17 protein-coding genes are annotated in these 21158 nt (G+C 62.3%); 10 read left to right on the forward strand and 7 right to left on the reverse strand.

Going from position 1 to position 21158, the window contains the following annotated elements; genetic code table 11:
• Positions 1-71 precede the first annotated feature (71 nt).
• From UNPA324_RS32775 to UNPA324_RS32790, 4 genes are all read left to right on the forward strand, one after another.
• The gene (locus UNPA324_RS32775) at positions 72-2414 is read left to right on the forward strand and encodes a xanthine dehydrogenase family protein molybdopterin-binding subunit (protein ID WP_141938152.1); all 2343 of its coding nucleotides are present in this window, start codon (positions 72-74) and stop codon (positions 2412-2414) included.
• Positions 2415-2429: 15 nt separating this feature from the next.
• Positions 2430-3230, forward strand: a complete 801-nt coding sequence (locus UNPA324_RS32780) for an FAD binding domain-containing protein (RefSeq protein ID WP_141938155.1) — start codon at positions 2430-2432, stop codon at positions 3228-3230.
• 208 nt (positions 3231-3438) lie between these two features.
• Positions 3439-4545 carry a CaiB/BaiF CoA transferase family protein gene (locus UNPA324_RS32785; RefSeq protein ID WP_128917917.1) on the forward strand — a complete coding sequence of 369 codons (1107 nt, stop codon included), beginning with the start codon at positions 3439-3441 and terminating at the stop codon, positions 4543-4545.
• Positions 4546-4655: 110 nt separating this feature from the next.
• Positions 4656-4967 (forward strand): DUF1272 domain-containing protein, encoded by a 312-nt coding sequence (locus tag UNPA324_RS32790; RefSeq protein ID WP_141938157.1) that lies wholly within the window; start codon positions 4656-4658, stop codon positions 4965-4967.
• 119 nt (positions 4968-5086) lie between these two features.
• Here the strand turns inward: UNPA324_RS32790 and fahA are convergent, their stop codons facing one another.
• From fahA to UNPA324_RS32815, 5 genes are all read right to left on the reverse strand, one after another.
• The gene (gene fahA / locus UNPA324_RS32795) at positions 5087-6358 is read right to left on the reverse strand and encodes a fumarylacetoacetase (protein WP_141938159.1); all 1272 of its coding nucleotides are present in this window, start codon (positions 6356-6358) and stop codon (positions 5087-5089) included.
• 149 nt (positions 6359-6507) lie between these two features.
• Positions 6508-7854, reverse strand: coding sequence for a homogentisate 1,2-dioxygenase (gene hmgA, locus UNPA324_RS32800; protein ID WP_181769604.1), 1347 nt, complete (start codon positions 7852-7854; stop codon positions 6508-6510).
• Positions 7855-7856: 2 nt separating this feature from the next.
• Positions 7857-8813, reverse strand: coding sequence for an MBL fold metallo-hydrolase (locus tag UNPA324_RS32805; RefSeq protein ID WP_128917921.1), 957 nt, complete (start codon positions 8811-8813; stop codon positions 7857-7859).
• A gap of 37 nt (positions 8814-8850) precedes the next feature.
• A complete protein-coding gene (locus tag UNPA324_RS32810; protein WP_141938161.1) occupies positions 8851-9075 on the reverse strand; it encodes a DUF2783 domain-containing protein in 225 nt (74 codons plus the stop codon).
• A gap of 47 nt (positions 9076-9122) precedes the next feature.
• Positions 9123-10754, reverse strand: coding sequence for an FAD-dependent oxidoreductase (locus UNPA324_RS32815; protein WP_141938164.1), 1632 nt, complete (start codon positions 10752-10754; stop codon positions 9123-9125).
• A 110-nt stretch (positions 10755-10864) separates the two neighbouring features.
• On the opposite strand from UNPA324_RS32815, the gene UNPA324_RS32820 reads away from it, so the two are divergent.
• The 4 genes from UNPA324_RS32820 to UNPA324_RS32835 all read left to right on the forward strand — a co-directional run bounded on the left by UNPA324_RS32820 (position 10865) and on the right by UNPA324_RS32835 (position 15868).
• Positions 10865-11407: a MarR family winged helix-turn-helix transcriptional regulator gene (locus tag UNPA324_RS32820; RefSeq protein WP_141938166.1), complete on the forward strand. Its 543-nt coding sequence runs from the start codon at positions 10865-10867 to the stop codon at positions 11405-11407.
• A 74-nt stretch (positions 11408-11481) separates the two neighbouring features.
• A complete protein-coding gene (locus tag UNPA324_RS32825; protein WP_128917925.1) occupies positions 11482-12849 on the forward strand; it encodes a serine hydrolase domain-containing protein in 1368 nt (455 codons plus the stop codon).
• Positions 12850-13240: 391 nt separating this feature from the next.
• Positions 13241-14629: a hypothetical protein gene (locus UNPA324_RS35560; protein WP_210246774.1), complete on the forward strand. Its 1389-nt coding sequence runs from the start codon at positions 13241-13243 to the stop codon at positions 14627-14629.
• Between the two features lie 210 nt (positions 14630-14839).
• Complete coding sequence (locus UNPA324_RS32835; RefSeq protein ID WP_141939153.1) at positions 14840-15868, forward strand: hypothetical protein; 1029 nt, start codon at positions 14840-14842, stop codon at positions 15866-15868.
• 816 nt (positions 15869-16684) lie between these two features.
• Here UNPA324_RS32835 and UNPA324_RS32845 read toward each other — a convergent pair.
• Together UNPA324_RS32845 and UNPA324_RS32850 are read right to left on the reverse strand one after the other, a co-directional pair.
• Positions 16685-17122, reverse strand: a complete 438-nt coding sequence (locus UNPA324_RS32845) for a CBS domain-containing protein (RefSeq protein WP_128917930.1) — start codon at positions 17120-17122, stop codon at positions 16685-16687.
• Between the two features lie 405 nt (positions 17123-17527).
• Positions 17528-18334 (reverse strand): N-acyl homoserine lactonase family protein, encoded by an 807-nt coding sequence (locus UNPA324_RS32850; RefSeq protein ID WP_141938170.1) that lies wholly within the window; start codon positions 18332-18334, stop codon positions 17528-17530.
• 372 nt (positions 18335-18706) lie between these two features.
• Between UNPA324_RS32850 and UNPA324_RS32855 the strand changes: the two genes are divergently transcribed.
• Both UNPA324_RS32855 and UNPA324_RS32860 read left to right on the forward strand, forming a co-directional pair.
• Positions 18707-20239 (forward strand): caspase family protein, encoded by a 1533-nt coding sequence (locus tag UNPA324_RS32855; RefSeq protein ID WP_141938172.1) that lies wholly within the window; start codon positions 18707-18709, stop codon positions 20237-20239.
• Positions 20240-20382: 143 nt separating this feature from the next.
• Positions 20383-21054, forward strand: a complete 672-nt coding sequence (locus UNPA324_RS32860) for an OmpA family protein (RefSeq protein WP_128919884.1) — start codon at positions 20383-20385, stop codon at positions 21052-21054.
• The last annotated feature ends 104 nt before the right edge of the window (positions 21055-21158 follow it).

Here is a 21158-nt window from a genome sequence, read left to right on the forward strand (position 1 = left end):
GTAGAACAAATCACCGCTGCCGCTCTCGAAGGAAGGCGCAGCCATAAAATTTCCAGTCGGGAGGACCAGACATGGGTGTTGAAGGTATCGGCGCGCGCGTCGTGCGCAAGGAAGACAAGCGTTTCATCACCGGCAAGGGCCGCTACGTCGACGACATCAAGCTGATGGGCATGACCCATGCCCATTTCATCCGCAGCCCGCACGCCCACGCCAAGGTGAAGAAGATCGATTCGTCCGCCGCGCTGAAGATGCCCGGCGTGGTCGCAGTGCTCACCGGACAGCAGATCGTCGACGACAAGGTCGGCAATCTCATTTGCGGCTGGGCCATCACCTCCAAGGACGGCAGCCCGATGAAGATGGGCGCGTGGCCGGCGATGGCGCCGGAGACGGTGCGCTTCGTCGGGCAAGCCGTCGCGGTCGTGATCGCCGAGAGCAAGAATCTGGCGCGCGATGCCGCGGAAGCAGTCGTTGTCGATTATGAAGAACTCCCCGCGGTCGCCGACGTCCATGCCGCGATCAAATCAGGCGCGCCGCAGCTTCATCCCGAAGCGCCCGACAACCAGGTCTATGACTGGGTGATCGGCGACGAGGGCGCCACCGATGCCGCCTTCGCCAAGGCCGCCAATGTGGTGAAGCTCGACGTCACCAACAACCGCCTCGCCCCCAACGCGATGGAGCCGCGGGCGGCGATCGCCGATTACGACGCCGCCGAAGAGCATTTCACGCTCTATACGACGTCGCAGAACCCGCACGTCGCCCGCCTCGTTCTGTCGGCGTTCTACAACATCGCGCCCGAGCACAAGCTGCGCGTGATCGCTCCTGACGTCGGCGGCGGCTTCGGCTCGAAGATCTTCATCTATCCCGAGGAGATGGTGGCGCTGTGGGCCTCCAAGAAGGTCGGCCGTCCCGTGAAATGGACCGGCGACCGCACCGAGGCGTTCCTCACCGACGCGCATGGCCGCGACCATGTGACCCATGCCGAGATGGCGTTCGACGCCAACAACAAGATCACCGGCTTCAAGGTCAAGACCTACGCCAATTTCGGCGCCTACATGTCGCTGTTCTCGTCCTCGGTGCCGACCTATCTCTACGCGACGCTGCTGTCGGGCCAGTACAACATCCCGGCGATCCATGCCGAGGTGATCGGGGTCTACACCAACACCACGCCGGTCGACGCCTATCGTGGCGCAGGCCGTCCTGAGGCGAGCTATCTGATCGAACGGTTGATGGAGACGGCGGCGCGGCAGCTCAAGGTCGATCCGGCCGAACTGCGGCGGACCAACTTCATCACCCAGTTCCCGCATCAGACGCCTGTGATCATGGCCTATGACACCGGCGACTTTAACGCCTCCCTCGATGCCGCGATGAAGGCGATCGACTATGCCGGCTTCCCCGCCCGCAAGGCGCAAGCAAAGTCACAAGGCAAGCTGCGCGGCATCGGCGTGTCCTGCTACATCGAGGCCTGCGGCATCGCGCCGTCGAAGGCGGTCGGCAGCCTGGGTGCCGGCGTCGGCCTGTGGGAATCGGCCGAGGTGCGCGTCAATCCGGTCGGCACCATCGAGATCCTCACGGGCTCGCACAGTCACGGCCAGGGTCATGAGACCACATTCTGTCAGCTCGTCGCGGAGCGCCTCGGCGTTCCCATCAGCCAGGTCTCGATCGTCCATGGCGACACCGACAAGGTGCAGTTCGGCATGGGCACCTACGGCTCGCGCTCGGCGGCCGTCGGCCTCACCGCGATCCTGAAGGCGATGGAGAAGATGGAATCGAAGGCCAAGAAGATTGCAGCCCATGCGCTGGAAGCCTCCGAGGCCGACATCGTTATCGAGAACGGCGAGTTCAAGGTGACCGGCACCGACAAGGCGATCGCCCTGCCGATGGTCGCGCTCGCGGCCTATACCGCGCACAATCTGCCTGACGGAATGGAGCCGGGTCTGAAGGAAAGCGCCTTCTACGATCCGACCAACTTCACCTTCCCGGCCGGCACCTATATCTGCGAGGTCGAGGTCGATCCCGGCACCGGCAAGACCTCCTTCGTCAACTTCGTCGCGGCCGATGATTTCGGCCGGCTGATCAACCCGATGATCGTCGAGGGCCAGGTCCATGGCGGCCTTGTCCAAGGCATCGGACAGGCACTGCTCGAGCATGCGATCTACGATGCCAACGGCCAGCCGGTCACGGCCTCGTTCATGGACTACGCCATGCCGCGCGCCGACGATGTGCCGTCGTTCAACCTGTCCCACACCACGACGCTGTGCCCAGGCAATCCCTTGGGCATCAAGGGCTGCGGTGAGGCCGGCGCGATCGGGGCATCGGCGGCCGTGATCAACGCGATCACGGACGCGATCGGCAAGAACAATCTGGAAATGCCCGCAACCCCCGACCGGGTGTGGCGCACGATCCACGCGGCTTAAGAGAGAGGAACGAAGATGTACCAGACCACCTATCATCGCGCCTCCTCGGTCGACGAGGCCGTCAGCCTGTTCGGCAAGAGCAGCGAAGCGAAGTTTCTGGCCGGCGGCCAGACGCTGCTGCCTGTGATGAAGCAGCGCCTCGCAAGCCCCTCCGACGTCATCGACCTCGGCAAGATCAAGGAGCTGCAGGGCGTCGAATTGTCGGGCGACACGCTGACCATCAAGGCCGCCACGACCTATTACGACATCATGACGAATGCCGATGTGAAGAAGGCGATTCCCGCGATCGCCCATCTCACCTCGGTGCTGGGCGACCCTGCCGTGCGCTATCGCGGCACGATCGGCGGCTCGATCGCCAACAACGATCCGGCCGCGGACTTCCCGGCCGCGCTGCTCGCGCTTGGCGCCACCGTCAAGACCAACAAGCGGTCGATTGCGGCGGAGGATTTCTTCCAGGGCCTGTTCTCCACGGCGCTCGAAGACGGCGAGCTCATCACTGCCGTATCATTCCCGGTGCCGGCGAAGGCAGGCTACGAGAAGATGCGGCACCCGGCCTCGCGCTTCGCGCTGACCGGGGTGTTCGTCGCGCAGACCAAGTCGGGCGAGGTTCGCGTGGCCGCCACAGGCGCCTCGCAGAGCGGCGTGATGCGGGTGCCCGCGATCGAAGCCGCGCTGAAATCGAACTGGTCGCCGTCGGCGGTCGACGGCGTGGCGATTTCGGCGAATGGATTGCTGGCCGATATCCACGGCACGGCGGAGTATCGCGCCAATCTCATCAAGGTGATGGCGCAGCGCGCGGTTTCTGCTGCGGGCTGATCCCGCGGCCAGCGCCTCGACACAAATTTTCCGCGGCGCGCACTTCGGTGCGCGCCGTTTTATTTTGCCGATGCGGCATGAAAACCGCTTGCCTCGCCGACGCGAAGGCGAGAAAAGTTAATCGGCCGATTAACTCGCCCCAGAAAAGAAATGTCAGAGACGGTTGCCGGATCACCGGCATCCGCCCGCGACCCGAGGAAACAACAACGTGCTCGATCAATCAGCCTCCACCTCGTCCGTCCGCACCTCCGGCCCGCTGTCGGGCTTCCGCATCGTCGAATTCGCCGGGATCGGGCCCGGCCCGTTCGCCTGCATGATGCTGGCGGACATGGGCGCCGACGTCGTCACGCTCGACCGGATCGGTGCCAAGAAGAGCATGAAGTCGGTGGCGGGACGCGGCCGCAAGGTGATCGAGCTCGACCTCAAGGACAAGACGGCGATCGCGGAGGTGCTCGATCTGCTCGCGAGCGCCGACGCGCTGGTCGAGGGCTTTCGTCCCGGCGTGATGGAACGGCTCGGCCTCGGGCCGGACGTCGTGCTCGCGCGCAATCCCAAGCTGGTCTACGGCCGCATGACCGGCTGGGGCCAGGAAGGCCCGCTCGCCAACGCCGCCGGCCACGACATCAATTACATCTCCATCACCGGCGCGCTCGCCGCCATCGGACCGAAGGAAGCGCCGGTGCCGCCGCTCAATCTGGTCGGTGATTTCGGCGGCGGCGCGCTCTATCTCGTCGTCGGCGTGCTCGCAGCGCTCCTGGAAGCGCAAAGATCCGGCAAGGGCCAGGTCGTCGACGCTGCGATGTGCGACGGCGCGGCATCGCTGATGTCGTTCTTCTTCGACATGACCACGATGGGACGCTGGACCGAAGGGCGCGACCAGAACTTCCTCGACGGCGGCGCGCATTTCTATGGTGTCTATGAATGCGCCTGCGGCCATTTCATCTCGATCGGCTCGATCGAGCCGCAGTTCTACGCGCTGCTGCGCCAGCACGCCGGCCTGACGGACGCCGATTTCGACGCGCAGATGGACCGCAAGGCCTGGCCGGCGCTGAAGGAGAAGCTCAAGGCGGTGTTCAAGAGCAAGACGCGCGAGGATTGGTGCAAGATCATGGAGGGCACCGACATCTGCTTCGCGCCGGTGCTGACCATGTCGGAGGCGACAAAGCATCCGCACATGATCGCCCGCAACGTGTTCGTCGAACGCCACGGCGTGAAGCAGCCGGGACCCGCACCGCGCTTCTCGCGCACACCATCGGCGGTGCGCGAGCCGGAGCCTGCGGAGATCGCCGCGGTGACGAAGGCGTGGAAGAGATAGGATCTCTTCTGCCGCTCACGGCGATCAGCCCGGCCGAAATCGAGGGAACTACGTCATTCGCGCCGCGGGCGCGATCTGCGATGATCCCGGTGGATCCGGGAGATTTTGCCATGGCTCTCCAGCTGCGACCGAACTGCGAATATTGCGACCGCGACCTGCCCCCAAACGCGACGGACGCGCGGATCTGCTCCTACGAATGCACCTTCTGCGCCGACTGCGTCGAGACGAAACTGTCCAACGTCTGCCCGAACTGCGGCGGCGGCTTTGCGCCCCGCCCGATCCGCCCCGCGCAGGAATGGCGGCCAGGCGTGTGCACAGCGAAGCAAGCGCCGTCGGACAAGCGGGTGCATTTGAAGTACAGCCTTGAGGACGTCGCGGCGCATTGCGCGCGGATACGCGACGTGCCGCCAGAGAGGCGGTAGGCTCTCTCCACGTCATTGGGAGGAGCCCTTGCGACGAAGCAATCCAGAATCCCTCCGCGGAGAGATTCTGGATTGCTTCGCTGCGCTCGCAATGACGGAGGTCGTGGCGGCGGCGCGCCCTACTCCGCCGGCAAAACCGTCCCCTCGACCTCACCGAACCCCACGCGATAACCGTTGCCCTGGCACCAGCCGCGCATGACGAGGCTGTCGCCGTCCTCAAGGAACGAGCGCCTGGCGCCGCCGGGCAGCTCGACCGGCTCGGTGCCGTTCCAGCTGATCTCGAGCAGGCTGCCGCGCTGGTTCTTCTCCGGACCGGAGATGGTGCCGCTGCCGAGGAGATCGCCGACATTCATGGCGCAGCCTGAGGAGGCGTGGTGCATCAGCTGCTGCACCGAGGACCAGTACATGTATCTGAAATTGGTGCGGCTGATGCTGGCGGGCGCGTTGGCGCCGGCGGCGCGCAAGGAGACGTCGAGCTCGACATCGTAGTTCTGCGGCTTGGTCTGCTTGAGATAATCGAGCGGCACCGGCTCCTGCTCCGGCCCCTTCAGGCGGAACGGCTCCAGCGCCTCGCGCGTCACCACCCACGGGCTGATCGAGGTGGCGAACGCTTTCGCCAGGAACGGGCCGAGCGGCACATATTCCCATTGCTGGATGTCGCGCGCGCTCCAGTCGTTGAGCAGCACGAAGCCGAAGATCATCTCCTCGGCCTGTTGCTCGCTGAGCATGCCGCCCATCGGCGACGGCTGACCGATCACGACGCCCATCTCCAGCTCGAAATCGAGCCGCTTGCAGGGCGCAAAGCTCGGCACCTCGACATTCGGCGGCTTCAGCTGTCCGCGCGGCCGCTTCACCTTCGTGCCGGAGACTACGACGGTGGAGGCGCGGCCGTTATAGGCGATCGGCATATGCAGCCAGTTCGGCTGCAGCGCGTTGTCCTTGCCGCGGAACATCACGCCGACATTGGTGGCGTGTTCTTTCGACGAATAGAAATCGGTGTAGCCGGAGACCGCGAACGGCAGATGCAGTCTTGCGTCGCGCATCGGCACCAGTGCCTGCTTGCGCAGCTCCTCGTTGTCGCGCAGCTCCGGATGATCGTGGCGCAGCAATTCGCTGATCCGAGCCCGTGTCTTGGCCCAAACCGTTGGCCCCAGCGCCATGAAGGGATTGAGCGAAGCTCCGGAGAACACGCCGAGCGGCCCGACATCGAGCCGTGAATCCTGCTCGAGCTCCCAGAGATCGAGCACGTAGCTGCCGATCGCGACGCCGACGCGCGGGGTCGGATTGGCCGCGGTCGAGAACACGCCGTAGGGCAAGTTCTGAATCGGGAAGTCGGAAGAAGGATCGACGTCGATGAAGGAGCGGAGGCTGGGGTCGTTGGGGTGGGGCACTTGTGAATCCTGTCTGAAATCGGGCAACCTTTCTCCTTCGTCATTCCGGGATGCGCCGTAAGGCGCAGGCCCGGAATCCATACTCACGATCGTGGTTATGGATTCCGGGCTCGCCGCTCCGCGGCGCCCCGGAATGACGGCAGAGAAAGCTACGGCTTGCTCGGATCGAAGCGTTTCTCCAAGCCCTTCCAGCAATCGGCATAATCATCCTGCAGCGTGGAGGAATTCGCGGCATGCGCGGTGACACGTTGCGGGTAGCGGGTCTCGAACATGAAGGCCATGGTCCCGGTCAGCTTCACCGGTTTCAATTCGCCGTTGCTGGCGTGCTCGAAGGCGTCGCGATCGGGGCCGTGCGGCAGCATGCAATTGTGCAGGCTCATGCCGCCGGGGACGAAGCCTTGCGGCTTGGCATCGTAGACGCCGTAGATCAGGCCCATGAACTCGCTCATGATGTTCATGTGATACCAGGGCGGACGGAAGGTGTTCTCGGCCACCATCCAGCGCTCGGGGAAGATGACGAAATCGATATTCGCGGTGCCCGCGGTCTCCGACGGCGAGGTCAGCACCGTGAAGATCGAGGGATCGGGATGATCGAAGCCGATCGCACCGATCGGCGAGAAGGTGCGCAGATCGTATTTGTAGGGTGCGTAATTGCCGTGCCAGGCAACCACGTCGATCGGCGAATGGGCGAGCTGCGTCTTGAACAGCGAGCCGCCCCATTTCACGTAGAGCTCGGTCGGAGTGTCCTTGTCCTCGTAATGCGCGACCGGGGTGAGGAAGTCGCGCGCATTGGCGAGGCAATTGGCGCCGATCGGCCCGCGCTCCGGCAGCGTGAACGCGCCGCCGTAATTTTCGCAGAGATAGCCGCGCGCCGGCCCGTTCGGAATCTCGACGCGAAACTTGACGCCGCGCGGGATCACCACGATCTCGCCGGGCTCGGCATCGATGCGGCCGAACTCGGTGACGAGACGAAGATTGCCCTGCTGCAGCACGAACATCAGCTCGCCGTCGGCATTGTAGAAGTGCTGGTCCACCATCGACTTGGTGATGAGATAGACGTGCGCGGCCATGCCGGCTTGCGTGTTCACATCCCCCGCCGTCGTCATGGTCTGCACGCTCTGGACGAAGGTGACGTCTTCCTTCGGGAGCGGCGTCGGATCCCAGCGCATCTGCGCGATCGGCAGATCGTATTCATGGCACGGCGCCGAGCGCCACAGGCCGGCATCGACCTTCTCGAAGCGGCCGGAATGTTTCACCGACGGGCGGATGCGGTAGAGCCAGGAGCGCTCATTGGTGCCGCGGGGCGCGGTGAAGGGCGAACCGGAGAGCTGCTCGGCATAGAGCCCATAGGCGCAGCGCTGCGGCGAGTTGCGGCCGATCGGCAGCGCGCCCGGCAGCGCCTCGGTCTCAAAGCTGTTGCCGAAGCCGGACATGTAGCCCGGCGTGATCTGGGCCGAGCTGCGGATGATCTGATCAGGCGAGGTGTTGATGTTCATGACTATCCTCCTCCTTGCAAGGCAGCCCACATTTCCTGGTCGCGCTTGTCGGTCCAGATCACGGGATCGTCGATCCCAGACGCCTCGTCATAGGCGCGCGACACGTTGAACGGCAGGCAATGCTCGTAGATGGCGAAGCTGGAAAATTTCGGATCCATCACCTCGCGGGTCGCCGCCATCGTCTCCTTCAGTGTCCGGCCCTTGGCGACCGAGATTTCGGCGGCACCATAGAGCGAGCTGACGAAATCGCGCGTCATCGCGATGGCCTCGCGCACCGTCGCCGTCCCCTTTAGCGCGTCGCCGCGGCCCGGCGCGATCGCCTTGGGATTGAAATTGCGAATCTCGTTCAGCGTCATCGGCCATTCGCGCAAATGCGCATCGCCGCAATAGCAGGCCGAGTGATATTCGATGAGGTCGCCGGAGAACATGACTTCGGCATCAGGCACCCAGGCGACGATGTCGCCCGAGGTGTGGCCGGCGCCGAGCTGCATCAGCCGCACCTCGCGCTTGCCGAGATAGATCGACATCTCGCCTTCGAAGGTCAGCGTCGGCCAGGTCAGGCCGGGAATGCTTTGGGCATCCTGGAACAGGCGCGGAAAGCGGCCATATTCGGAATCCCAATCCTGCTTGCCGCGCTCTTCGATCAGCCGATAGGTCTCCTGCGAGGCGACGATGCCTTGCGCGTGATAGGCCGAGGCGCCGAGCACACGCACGGCGTGATAGTGCGACAGCACGACATATTTGATCGGCTTGTCGGTGACGGTGCGGACACGCTCGATCACCTTGTTCGCCATCGCCGGCGTCGCCTGCGCGTCGAACACCAGGCAGCCGTCGTCGCCGACGATCACGGCCGTGTTCGGATCGCCCTCGGCGGTGAAGGCGTAGAGATCGGTGCCGATCTCGGAGAAGGTGATCTTCTTCTCGGCGAGATCGCCGGTGGATGCGAAGTTCTTCGCCATCAATTCGTCCTTTGAGCTTTGCTTTGAGTGCTTGGGGTTATTGTTGTTGCTGTTGTTGCTGCTGGCCGTCGATCATGCGGCGCCTGGCGAGCCCGATCGCCTCACGCAGCACATCGATATCGCCGATATGATTGGCGAGGATCAGCACCAGCGCCGAATCGAGATCCGCACTTTGCTCCGCGGTGAGGCCGCGATGCGCCTCGACGACGGCGCGAAAGGCATCGTCAGGTCGCACGAAATTGGAGCTGGTGGACAACGGCATGCAAAACCTCGATTCAAGCCTTCAATTCAAGCCGTCAATTCAAGCCTTCAATTCAAACCTTGGGCGCGGGACAGCGCCGCAGCGATGGCTTCTCGCGTCGGATGGCGGAAGCGCGCCGCGACATAGCCGTCGGGCCTGAGCAGATAGGCCGTGCCGGGCTCGGCATCATAGCGCTTCGCGACAAGGCTTGAGGGATCGGCAAGTCCGCTCCCACCGCCGATCCGGACCTGCTTGACGCCAGCGGGCGGATCGATCGCTGCGCCATTGCTGAACGACAGCAGGGTGAAGTCCGTTCCACCGTCGCGGAATGCATCCGTCAGGTAGGCCTGCTCGGCAATCGGCGCATCGAGCATGGAGCAGCCGGGAGACGGCCCTCCGCACCAGGCATCCGCGTCCGGCGACGACAACGGCGAGTCGTAGCTGCACGGCACCGACAGCCGCCCGCCATTGACCATGCGTTTGCCGAACTCGGTCTCCTTGGCGAGCGACAGCACCGCCTTGCGCAGCCGCGCTTCCTGATGCGAGTTCGGCGCCATGAAATCGGTCGAACGGGTGGATTCGCGGATGTTCTCGTCAGCCGCCATGCTGCGCTCGGCGTGATAGCTTTCGAGCAGGCTCGCGGGCGAGATGCCGCGCAGCACGCGATCGAGCTTCCAGGACAGATTTTCGGCGTCCTCGAGCCCCGAATTGGCGCCGCGGGCACCAAACGGGGAGACCTGGTGCGCGGAATCGCCGGCGAAGATCACGCGGCCATGGATGAAGCGATCCATCCGCCGGCACTGGAATTTGTAGAGCGAGATCCACTCGAACTCGAACTTGTCGTGACCGAGCATGCGCGCGATCCGCGGCCGCACATTCTCGGGCTTCTTCTCGAGAACCGGATCGGCATAGCGATTGAGCTGGAGGTCGATGCGCCAGACGTCGTCGGGCTGCCGGTGCAGCAGCGCGGAGCGGCCGGCATGGAACGGCGGATCGAACCAGAACCAGCGTTCGGTCGGGAATTCCGCGGTCATCTTGACGTCGGCGATCAGAAACTGGTCCTCGAACACCTGGCCGGCAAATTCCGCCCCGACCATCTGCCGCAGCGAAGATCGCGCGCCGTCGCAGGCGATGACGTATTGCGCGTGCAGGCGGTAGGCGCCCTCCGGCGTCTCGATCGTCAGCGCCACGCCGTCGTTGCGCTGCTCCAGCGCCGTCACCTTGTTGCGCCAGCGCAGGTCGACCTCGGGCAGATCCTGGATGCGATCGACCAGATAGGCCTCGGCGTAATATTGCTGCAGGTTGATGAAGGCCGGCCGCTTGTGGCCGTCTTCGGGCAAGAGATTGAACTGATAGAGCTGCGAGTCGCCGTGGAAGATGCGACCGACGCTCCACACCACACCCTTGGCGACCATGCGGTCACCGACGCCGAGCCGGTCCCAATATTCCAGCGAGCGCTTCGAGAAGCAGATCGCGCGGGAGCCCTCGCCGATGCGGTCGGCGTCATCCAGAAGGACGACGCGCTGGCCGCGTTGGGCGAGATCGATCGCAAGCGACAGCCCGACCGGGCCGGCCCCGACAACCACGACCGGATGCTCGGCCGGGCTTTGGCCGGCGCGATCCTGATCGGGATGGCGGCGATAGCCGAACTGGGTCTTGGCCTGATGCGTCTTGACCTGAAGTGTGGTGGCCTGCGCCATACTCGAACCTCGGCTCTGGTCAGGAGAGCACTGATCTGCTAGATAGTCTCACGTGCAACTATTTTGGACCGGAGCCGGCCGGCCGTCAACTGGAATTCGGAGCGCTCCCCGTGGCAAGGACATCCAGCGACATCGCACTGAAGACGCGCGAGGCCGATGAGGCCTCAGTGCGGCGAAAGGCCAGGCTCGATCTGTTCAAGTTCGTGCCGTTTCGCCTCAACCGGCTCGCAGCCGAAGTCAGTTCGGCGCTCTCGATCGAATATCAGGACCGGCACGGTCTCGACATCCCGGCTTGGCGCGTGATCGCCACGCTCGGGTTCCGCAACGATGCCTGCAGTGCGCAATACATCGCGCAATGCACCCGCACGCACAAATCCACCATCAGCCGCGCAGTGACCACGCTGCTCAACGAGGATCTGATCGAGCGGGTCGAGAACCAGGCCGACCGCCGCGAATTCCGCCTGCAACTGACGACGAAGGGCCGCGCGCTCTACGAGAAGCTGTTTCCGCAATTGCTACGGCGCGAGGACGAGATCCTCGCCTGTCTCTCCGCGCAGGAGCGCAAGCAGCTGTCCACCCTGCTCGGCAAGATCGAGCAGAGCCTCGACCTGATCCAGACCAGCGAAGAGGCCGACGCGAAGCAGGCGTATTAGGGCGCGCACCTCTAAAGCGGACATCGACGAAGCACAGGCCAAGCTCCGCGAAGGGCCAATAGGAGACATACTCCTTGAAGTTTCCACCCAATTTGATCTCTACTTACGGGAATCTTTGGGGGGACGTCGTGTCGGCGCCGCAATATTCCCGTCGCAAGGCTGTGTCATCGCTGGCTGCTACAGTCGCTTGTGCGTTTGCCGGTCCCATTCCCGCAACCGCAGAACCAGTTTCCCCCGGCGAGACGCAAGACTGCGCCGGTCCGATTTTCTCAACAACAGGTCCAAACGCCGAGCTTTACGGCGCCAAAGATGGTTATCCTCTTCCCGACATTGCGGAGGCGCGGAGGCAAGGCGACCCTTGGGAGCCAAAATATCGTGTCGGCGCATTCACTCATATCGATCACATCTATCCAACGCGGCTCGTCAGGCAAGCTGTGACGCCCTGGAAGTTCAAGTGCTCGAGGGCAGACGTTTACTACAATTTTCAGGGAAGCAAGTTTTCGCCCCTCGACTACATGTCGCGCAATCCAGCCACTGGCCTGCTGATCGCCAAGGACGACCAGATTATCTTCGAGGGCTATCAGTACGCGCGAACTGATCAAGATCGGTTCGTATCCCAGTCGATGGTCAAGACGATAACCGGACTGTTGATCGGGATCGCCATCTCGGAGGGGGCGATTAAGTCGGTCGATGATATCCCCGAAAGTTATGTACCGGGTTTTATGGGTAGCGAGTACGGCAGGACGCCAATTCGCGATCTGCTGCACATGTCCTCAGGCGTCGATTTCGGTGAAACAAGAGACGGAGGGCGTGACCTCAATCGCCTGTGGAACGGCATGGGGATCGCGTTCCCGGACTCAAAGTTGGGCACGGTCAAGAGCATTGTGCAATTCAATCAGCGTGTCGCCCCGGCGGGAACGAGATTTTACTACGCGAGCATAGAAGCCGACGTGCTCGCCATGGTGCTTCACGGTGCTGTCAACAAGTCGGCGTCTGACTATCTGCGCGAGAAAGTGTGGGAACCGATCGGCGCGGAAGCGGATGCCAATTGGCTGGTAGACGCAGAGGGATTCGAACTGGGGCACTTTGGCTTCAATGCCGTTCTGCGCGATTACGCCCGGCTAGGGCGTTTGCTGGCGCATGATGGCGCATGGGATGGCAAGCAGATCGTTCCGACGCAATGGATGATCGATGCGACCACCGTTCGAGCTTCGGATGACTATCTGCGACCGGTCGTGGCGACGAAGAGATTTGGCTACGGTTATCTCTTGTGGCTGTTTCCCGGTGAGAGGCGGCAGTTCGCGTTGTTAGGATTCAAGGGCCAGTATATTTGCGTTGATCCGACCTCTAAGATCGTCATGGTGCACACTGCAATTGAGGACCCGGTACATCGAGGCGAACCATGGGCTCTATGGTCTGCACTGGTCGATCAGCTAGGCTGATAATAGCTCGGGACAAGCTCGACATCGACCACTTTGGGTCAAAAGCTGCCGTCAGGCAGGCTGCCGCGGTTGGTCCGCTATGGGCCACATGCGGGCGCCGCGGCCACGTTGGTCCGTTCGCACCCCGCAAGCCGACGTCAGGGTGTAGAAACAGAGAAGCAGCTAACGGCCATTCGCGACATTCTAGCGGTGCGCCGACGAGTTCCGGTCTACCCCGATAGGCAAGACATAACTCATTCGTGAACCGCCACAGGGCGACCGCTGTCCTTGCGAGTGAACACAAGGGACGGCAAGGGCGACCAACCCTACAGCGGGAAGACTTGCCACAGCGCCTGCCTCCGGCTGCATGTCAGGACGTTCGAGGCAGCATTCCCGTTCCGGGAGGCGCGATATGCTGCAGTTGAAAGACAAGGTCGGACGGTTCGCGACGACAGGGCGCAGCTGCCAGAACTGGAAAAAGGATCAGGAGCTGGTCATTTCGCTGCTCAACAAGATCGCCATTTCCGACGGCGGCGCCGAGAACACGCTCAAACCACAGATGGTCGTGACCGGTCATGCCAGCGACGGCCTTTACAACTCGATTCTGTACTTCCAAAAGAAGAACTTTCCCGGCACGCCCGACGGCTATGTTCGGCCTGCCGGCCCGACATTCAATCGGCTCGTTGAACTGTCGACGAAGGCGGCGGCCAAGCCCGCCCCGCCAAAGGGCCAGTGGGACGCAATCGCGACTCCTTCGGTCGATGCTGCACTTCGCAAAGGCCTCATCGACGATTCAAAGCTGGACTACGCAGAAGTCGTTGACATCATCCGGGCTACCGTCGCAGACGGCATGGTCACCGCATTCGAGCTGGACGACCTGACCACCATTGCGAACACCTCCAGAACGCTCTCCCCCACCTCGAAAAAGCTCATCACGCTCTTCATCGGAGAAGAATACAAGGAGAAGCGGGGAATCGGACCGTACGATCTCAATTCCGACCAGAAAAAACTAGCCGCGGAAATGGTCTGCGATTTCCTGAAAAATACGAGGACGACGTTCTTTCCGAAGCTCGACCCACACCGGGTCGGCATAGGTATTCTCAGGCGCATTGCGAAGCCGAGCCTCATCAATCAAGATCAGGGAAGTCTGTGCGGGCCATCCGCCCTGATGTTCGGCTACGCGTCCGACAAGCCAGGGTCTTACGCGCGCTTCGCGATCGATCTCTATCAGAAGGGGCAGGCGAACCTTGGCCGCCTGCTGATCAAGCCGGGAAAGGATGTGAGGAACTTCACGCCACCCTGGTCGCTGGACCACGTCGACTGGCTGACATGCGCCTCCATACGCGATTCGGAGAACTGGTTCCTCGATTTCGACGACACAGGCAAGATCAGCGATCTTGCGGGTGTCACCCTGCCGAGCGAAATGGAGCAATGGTTTCGCAAGGCAGGATACCGGGACGTGCGCGAGAATACCAACATTTCGCGATTCAACAAAGACATCGACGATGTAAACGAAGCCAACCGGCTGCTCGACAGCGGATATCGCGTATGCCTTTTCATAAGCGCCAATATGATCGACTATGACGACCAGTCCGATAAAGGCTCCGCGCTTACGATGCACTGGGTCGTGCTGCGCGAGAAGATACAAGTGATGAACGGATACGTGAAAGCGAAGGTCTTCTCGTATGGCGATGGAGACTATTTGATACCGCATCCGCAGGAAAAGACCGGTGCCGTCAAGCCCCTCGCCGTTGGGGACTTTCTTATGAATTTCTATGGGTACGTTGCTGCCAAGGGGTGACCGGGGCCAGAAGCGCCGAAGGCATGACGATGCTGGTCACGCACGAGATGGCCTCCTCCGCCGATGTCTCGACCCGCGTCGGCTTCATGAATGCCGGCATCATGGCCGAGGATCGGCACGCCCGGGGAAACCATCCGCCAGCCGCGCAGCGACCGCCTGAAGGTTCAAAATTTCGCGTTGACGGTCCGAACTGGAACAGGAGAACCGGACATGGCCGCTTTCCAAGAGGTTTTCCGCCGCTCCGGGATCGATGAGCGCCGCAGCCCGCCAGGCATGGTGGTACCGTTCGGCGGCTCCAACATCGTGGCGCTGATCGATCCCGGAAGAAAACTCAAAGTCGATCCCAGCGCCCATGCCCTCGGGATCAAGGAGATCGATGGCGCCGATACTCTTAGACGCGTCATGCAGGCCAGAGACACCTTCTCCGCACCCGACATCGATCCGCAGCTCAGGGCGGCGTCACTTCCCGCCACCTTCAATGGCGATGCACGGTTTTTCGAAATCAATGGCCGGATCAAGCCGATTGGCTTTCCCGGTCTGGAGGTGGTGGCCCGGTCGGCCGGCCGGAAGATCGAAGCCAAGCTCCATGTCGTCGTGCTGCCGGAGATCAAGATCAAGGTGGCGTTCCGCAACGTCATGATTCCGGGGAGTGGCGGCGCTCCGACGTTTCACGCCAAGAAACCCTGCAGCGAGCAAGATGAACTGCTGACGATGAACAATATATGGAAGCCGCAGGCCAACATCCGCTTCGAGCGGGTGCCAAGCGACTGGCTCTTCATCGACGACACACAGGCCGCCGTCAAACAGGAGCTCGCCAACGCGACCGGCATGAAGGATGCGAGTCTTGCGACCTTTCCCGATGTGGTCGATGTCGAAAAACTGAAGAGCTTCTTCGCCAAACACAAAGTTCAGGGCGCCCACCTAACCATTTTCTGTGTCGATAAGCTTCGGTCCAATGGCTCCTTCCCCAATGGCTCGTTTGCTCGATCGCTGGACCTTGCCTTTATCAGCTCGCAACGCGGGCCTAACACGTCTGCCCATGAAGCCGGGCATTTTCTCGGCTCCTACTCGAAGAGCGCGACCAAACCTTGGGACAGCAACGGCCACACACTGGAGACCGATCCGAAGACCGGAAAGGAAAACAGGGCGGAAGACATCAAGATGCTGATGCGCGACGGAGGCGCCGGGTGGAAAATTCCGTTTAATCTCGTCAAGGAGTTCCGCGACTTCCCCGGCTAGCATCCGAAGATCGGACAGAGGCTGGAAATCACTCCAGACGTTGAATGCACCTTGGGTCTAAAGCAGCGGCTGGAGCGAGTACGGCCCCCGTCAGGTCTACTGCCAATGGCAGACATCCAAATCGGCCCAACTTTATTCAGCTAAGGGCCAGATTCGGACTAGACTTATTGATCACTTCGTCAGCGCGCGGCAGCAACGATTCACGGCGCGTCTGCTGTTCCGACAAGACGAGCCTCAAACGCCCTTAGCGTGATGCTCAGTCCATTTGCGCCAATGGGTCGGCTGAATGTCGATGCGCGTTCTGTTGGAAACATCGACCAAGTCGGCCCCGAGTCTGCGGCACGGGTACGGTAGCGGAACAATGATTTCATCGTAGTCTATCACACAGACTTCGAGGTCTTGTCCGTCAGGTGGCGGCATTGAGACAGGCAACCATTCTGCAGAATCTGAAGGAATATGGGTCACGATTGGCACTCCCATACAAGCGACGCGACAACCCGTGACGTATCACCCAGACAGTGGAATTGCTTTGACGCTAGACGCTCTTTGGCTGGCGATCTCGGTGCTCAGGGCTTCGCGGCGGTGTTGACCGATGCGTTCGAAGTTCCGGTTGTTACAGGTGGCGAATTCATCATTTCAAGGCTTGTTTCACAAGACTTGTTCTCATCATTGCCCACGCCAAGCACATCGATGCGAACAGGCATATGATGGCGAATAAACCCGTGTAGCCTGGATCTTTGCGACGGATCCCAGTCGTCGTTTCATACATATGCATAATCCTCACTCCCTGAAGAGTTTTGAGGATTCAGCCGAAGATCATCGCGCACTGCCGCTGATGTAGTGCTCCAACTGCTCGATCACGAATTCCCGATCACTGATGATGCTCTTGACCAGGTCACCAATCGAAACGATGCCGAGCAGCGCGCCATTTTCGGTCACCGGCAGATGACGCAGGCGCTTCGTGGTCATGAGCGCCATGCATTCCTCGATTGATTGGTCGGGCCCAACGCATACGACGGTGCGTTCCATGATGTCGTCGACTCGCGTCTGTGGCGACGCACGCCCCTTCAAGAACACGTTGCGAGCGTAGTGGCGTTCCGTGACGATGCCGACTATTTTGCTGCCGTCCAGCACGACCAACGAGCCGACGTCTTTGTCGGCCATCATCCTAATTGCGTCGTAGACTTTGTCGCCGGGACGGACAGACCATACCCGATGGCCCTTATCTCCTAGGATATCACGGACAGTCGTCATAGTCGCACCCGAGATGGCTTAAAACATCGCATGAAATCCGCTCGCAATTATTGACAGAGATCAAAGCGATCTCATCATGGGACGCCTCCTTGGGAAGCTAACCTTACCTCTGCCGCCGACGATCGGGATGTTGTGCACCGCAGTGATTCTGGTAGCCCGACTTCCGCAAGGGGTCGAAAGCGGCGGTCGGGGCGACGACGGTCCCCCGTCGGCTCGCCCTTCGAAAGCCGGCATCTGGGATTTATAAGCACGCGCCCGAGTTGACCGGAGAGGTGCGCAGGCGCCGTCTTGCAATCGAAGCTTCGCGTCTCCGCAAGAACCATGAAGGCCCTGGTGCGACATCCCGGCCTTCATCCTTCGAGACGCGCGCAAGAGCGCGCTCCTCAGCATGAGGGTCCGCTTACGCTATTTCGCGAACGACCGTGATGGCGGCAGATGCAGCGCGAAGGCGTCGACCTTGTCGCTGGCACGCGGATAGATCTCCGTCACGATCGGATCGTGGCCGGGGATGAATCGGTCAGGATGACCGGCGAGGCGCTCGATCGTCTCCCAACCTGCCGCCATGTCGCCGATATTGTAGACGATCGGGAACGGGCTCCGGCGCTGCAGATTGGCGTAGTAATGCGCGGCATCGGACGCCAGCACCACCGGGCCACGCGCGGTTTCGACCTTGACCACCTGCAAGCCGTCGGAATGGCCGCCGACACGGTGCACGGTGACGCCGGGCGCGATCTCGCCGTCGCCCGAATAGAAATTGACGCGCTCGCCATAGACATGGCGCACCATCTGCGTGACGTGTTCGACCGAGAACGGATGACGCAACAGGCCGTTGCACATGCAGCGCCCCGTGGCGTAGGCCATCTCGCGCTCCTGGAGATGGAAGCGCGCATTCGGGAAACGATCGAGATTGCCGGCATGGTCGTAGTGCAGATGCGTCACGACGACGTCGCGAATGGCGGGCGCCGCGACGCCAAAACGCTCCAGCGCATCGACCGGATTGAGCGCCAGCTTGCGTGCCCGCGCGCTGGCCTCCTCGGCATTGAAGCCGGTGTCGACCAGAATGTCGCGGCCGCCCCCGCGAATCAACCAGACGAAATAGTCGAGGTCCTGCGCCGCGCTGTCATGCGGATCGGGAGCCAGGAAGTTCATGCTGGGAGTACGCGGCGACATCGTCGCATAGCGCAGGGCGTAGATCTCGTAGGCGTTTCCCATGGTTTTTGCTTTGCTTTTCTGAGTGGACCTTCCGGGACGATCCTGTGCAACAAGCCATTGTCCGCCGCAAAGGTCAAACAGCGCGCGGGGCGGCAGAGGCGGCGCTTCAATGTGAGACCCATCACATTTTCGTCGCCGTATTTGCCCTAACGTACCGCCGATAGGATCGAGCCGGATCGCGTCGAGCACAGCCATGACAACCTGCTTATTCCTCTTGCGGCGCGCCCAGGCGTTGCGGTCAATCGTCGCGATAACGCCGTATCTCCAAGCGGTTGACGCCCCCCGTCCCCGGTTTGATAATGCGGGACGCGTAAGTTAAGGTCGCCGCGGCGCAAGCTGGAACGGCGCCTTTTTGGCTGGACCGCGCTGATTATGAAAATTCGCTTCTTTCTTCTTCTGCCCTTGCTCCTCTCGCTCGTCCCGACTGCCCCCTCGCTTGCGGCCGGTGACCGGGTTGCGCTGGTCATCGGCAATGCCAAATATCCGGATGCGGATGCCCCGCTGAAGGAACCGATCAACGATGCGCGTGACGTTGCCGACGAGCTCAAGCGCGACGGCTTTGCGGTCGAGATCGGCGAGAACCTGACCGGCGACGGCATGCGCCGCGCCTTCGACAAGCTCTACGGCAAGATCAAGCCGGGATCGGTGGCGCTGGTGTTCTTCAGCGGCTTCGGCATCCAGTCGGCGCGCCAGAGCTACATGCTGCCGATCGATGCGCAGATCTGGACGGAATCCGACGTGCGCCGCGACGGTTTCAGCCTCGAGACCGTCCTCGGCGAGCTCAACACCCGCGGCGCCGGCGTCAAGATCGCACTGATCGACGCGAGCAGGCGCAATCCGTTCGAGCGCCGGTTCCGCAGCTTCTCGGCCGGCCTGACTCCGGTCATCGCGCCGAACGGCACCTTGGTGGTGTATTCAGCGGCGCTGGCCTCGGTGGTCTCGGACGCCGGCGGCGATCACAGCCTGTTCGTCCAGGAGCTTCTGAAGGAAATCCGCGTCCCCGACCTGATGGCCGAGGAGACGCTGAACCGCACCAAGATGGGCGTGACAAGGGCTTCGCGCGGCGAGCAGGTGCCGTGGATATCCTCTTCATTGGCCGAAGATTTCTCGTTCAGCCCGGGAGCCGGCGGATCGCGTCCGGCACCGGCGACGTCGCCTGCGCCTCCCGCGCCGCCGCCGGTCGTCGCCAACAACCCGCCTCCGGCACCGCCCGCGCCACCGACACCGCCTCCGCCGCCGAAGCCGGTCGACACCGCCGCGGCGCCTGCGCCTCCACCTGCGCCCGCGCCGGCCCCCACGCCGAAGCCGCAGGTCGAGGCTGCATTGCCGCCACCGCCCGCGCCGGTGAAACCGATCGATACCGCTCCGGCACCGAGCACGGACAGCGGGCCGAGTGCAGCGGCCCTGGCCGACGATCCCACGATCAAGAGCCTGACCTCCAAGATTGCGGCCAATCCGGATGACGTGAATGCGCTGTACCGGCGCGGCCAGGTCTATGCCAGCAAAGGCGCCTACAACCTCGCCATCAAGGATTTCGACGACACGCTCCGGATCAACGCCAAGGATGTCGAGGCGCTGAACAACCGTTGCTGGACCCGCACCGTGGTCGGCGACCTCCAGGGCGCATTGAAGGATTGCAACGAGGCGCTGCGGCTGCGGCCGAACTTCGTCGACGCGCTGGACAGCCGCGGGCTCGTCAACCTCAAGTCGGGCGCGGTCAAGAACGCCATCGCCGATTTCGATGCGGCCCTGAAGATCAACCCGCGCCTGACCTCCTCGCTCTACGGACGCGGCCTCGCCAAGCAGCGCAACGGCTCCACGCAGGAAGGCGCGCTCGATATCGCCAACGCCAAGGCGATGGATCCGAACATCGTTCAGGAATTCGCAAGCTACGGAGTGCGCTAGTATTTTTTGGGTTGAGGCGGTCGAAGCCTCGAACCTTGAACAGCCCAAGGAAGACTAATGGGCGGATGCCGCAACAGGTCTTTTCCGAGGCCCGTTGCTGGAATTTGGAAGCGCGCGAGCTGACTGCGCAGGAGGGACTGGCTATGAGATTGGCTGCAAAGGGACTGACCGCGATCCTGTCCATCATCACTCTTGGCGCCGTCCTGTCGCTGCCGGCCTCGCCCGCATTCGCCGGCGACGACGGCAACAGCAAGAACGTCACCGAGGACGACATCGTCCGCGCACTGGCACCGGCGCCGAAGAAGCCTCTGACCCGCGGCCTCTCGATCGCCCCGCAGGCCGATCCCGCGCCGAACGCGACGGAGACCAAGCTGATCCAGTCGGTGCGCGGCCGCTCGACGCGTTCGCTGTCGTCGACCGAGCGCGAGGAGATCGCGTCAGTCGCCAAGGACAAGCCGAACATCGATCTCGAAATCACGTTCGACTACAATTCCGCCAATATCAGCGCCAGGTCGATGCCATCCGTGCAGGCGCTCGGTCGGGCGCTGACCAGCCCCGACCTGAAGGGCTCCACCTTCGTGGTTGCCGGTCATACCGACGCCGCCGGCGGCGAAGCCTACAATCAGGACCTGTCGGAACGTCGCGCGGACGCGATCAAGCGCTACCTCGTCGACAAGTACAGCATCTCCGCGACCGACCTCGTCACCGTCGGTTACGGCAAGAGCAAGCTGAAGAATCCGAGCCAGCCGATGGCGGAGGTCAACCGCCGCGTGCAGGTCGTCAATATGGAAAACAAGACCACCGCAGCGAAGTGAGCACGACGTAATCCTTTGAAATGACCAGTCGTGATGTGGTGTAAAGTCTCGCTCCTAAAGCGCGTCCCGCAGCCTTGCGGGACGCCGCTTTGTTTCAGGGAAAC

The organism is Bradyrhizobium sp. UNPA324 (genome assembly GCF_006658635.1).
GTDB classification, from domain to species: Bacteria; Pseudomonadota; Alphaproteobacteria; order Rhizobiales; family Xanthobacteraceae; genus Bradyrhizobium; species Bradyrhizobium nanningense.

Excerpts from the sequence above, each read along its gene's own strand:
- UNPA324_RS32775 (WP_141938152.1), top strand. The coding sequence starts at position 72 with ATGGGTGTTGAAGGTATCGGCGCGCGCGTCGTGCGCAAGGAAGACAAG.
- UNPA324_RS32780 (WP_141938155.1), top strand. The coding sequence starts at position 2,430 with ATGTACCAGACCACCTATCATCGCGCCTCCTCGGTCGACGAGGCCGTC.
- UNPA324_RS32790 (WP_141938157.1), top strand. The coding sequence starts at position 4,656 with ATGGCTCTCCAGCTGCGACCGAACTGCGAATATTGCGACCGCGACCTG.
- hmgA (WP_181769604.1), bottom strand. The coding sequence starts at position 7,854 with ATGAACATCAACACCTCGCCTGATCAGATCATCCGCAGCTCGGCCCAG.
- UNPA324_RS32805 (WP_128917921.1), bottom strand. The coding sequence starts at position 8,813 with ATGGCGAAGAACTTCGCATCCACCGGCGATCTCGCCGAGAAGAAGATC.
- UNPA324_RS32810 (WP_141938161.1), bottom strand. The coding sequence starts at position 9,075 with ATGCCGTTGTCCACCAGCTCCAATTTCGTGCGACCTGACGATGCCTTT.
- UNPA324_RS32815 (WP_141938164.1), bottom strand. The coding sequence starts at position 10,754 with ATGGCGCAGGCCACCACACTTCAGGTCAAGACGCATCAGGCCAAGACC.
- UNPA324_RS35560 (WP_210246774.1), top strand. The coding sequence starts at position 13,241 with ATGCTGCAGTTGAAAGACAAGGTCGGACGGTTCGCGACGACAGGGCGC.
- UNPA324_RS32835 (WP_141939153.1), top strand. The coding sequence starts at position 14,840 with ATGGCCGCTTTCCAAGAGGTTTTCCGCCGCTCCGGGATCGATGAGCGC.
- UNPA324_RS32845 (WP_128917930.1), bottom strand. The coding sequence starts at position 17,122 with ATGACGACTGTCCGTGATATCCTAGGAGATAAGGGCCATCGGGTATGG.
- UNPA324_RS32850 (WP_141938170.1), bottom strand. The coding sequence starts at position 18,334 with ATGGGAAACGCCTACGAGATCTACGCCCTGCGCTATGCGACGATGTCG.
- UNPA324_RS32855 (WP_141938172.1), top strand. The coding sequence starts at position 18,707 with ATGAAAATTCGCTTCTTTCTTCTTCTGCCCTTGCTCCTCTCGCTCGTC.
- UNPA324_RS32860 (WP_128919884.1), top strand. The coding sequence starts at position 20,383 with ATGAGATTGGCTGCAAAGGGACTGACCGCGATCCTGTCCATCATCACT.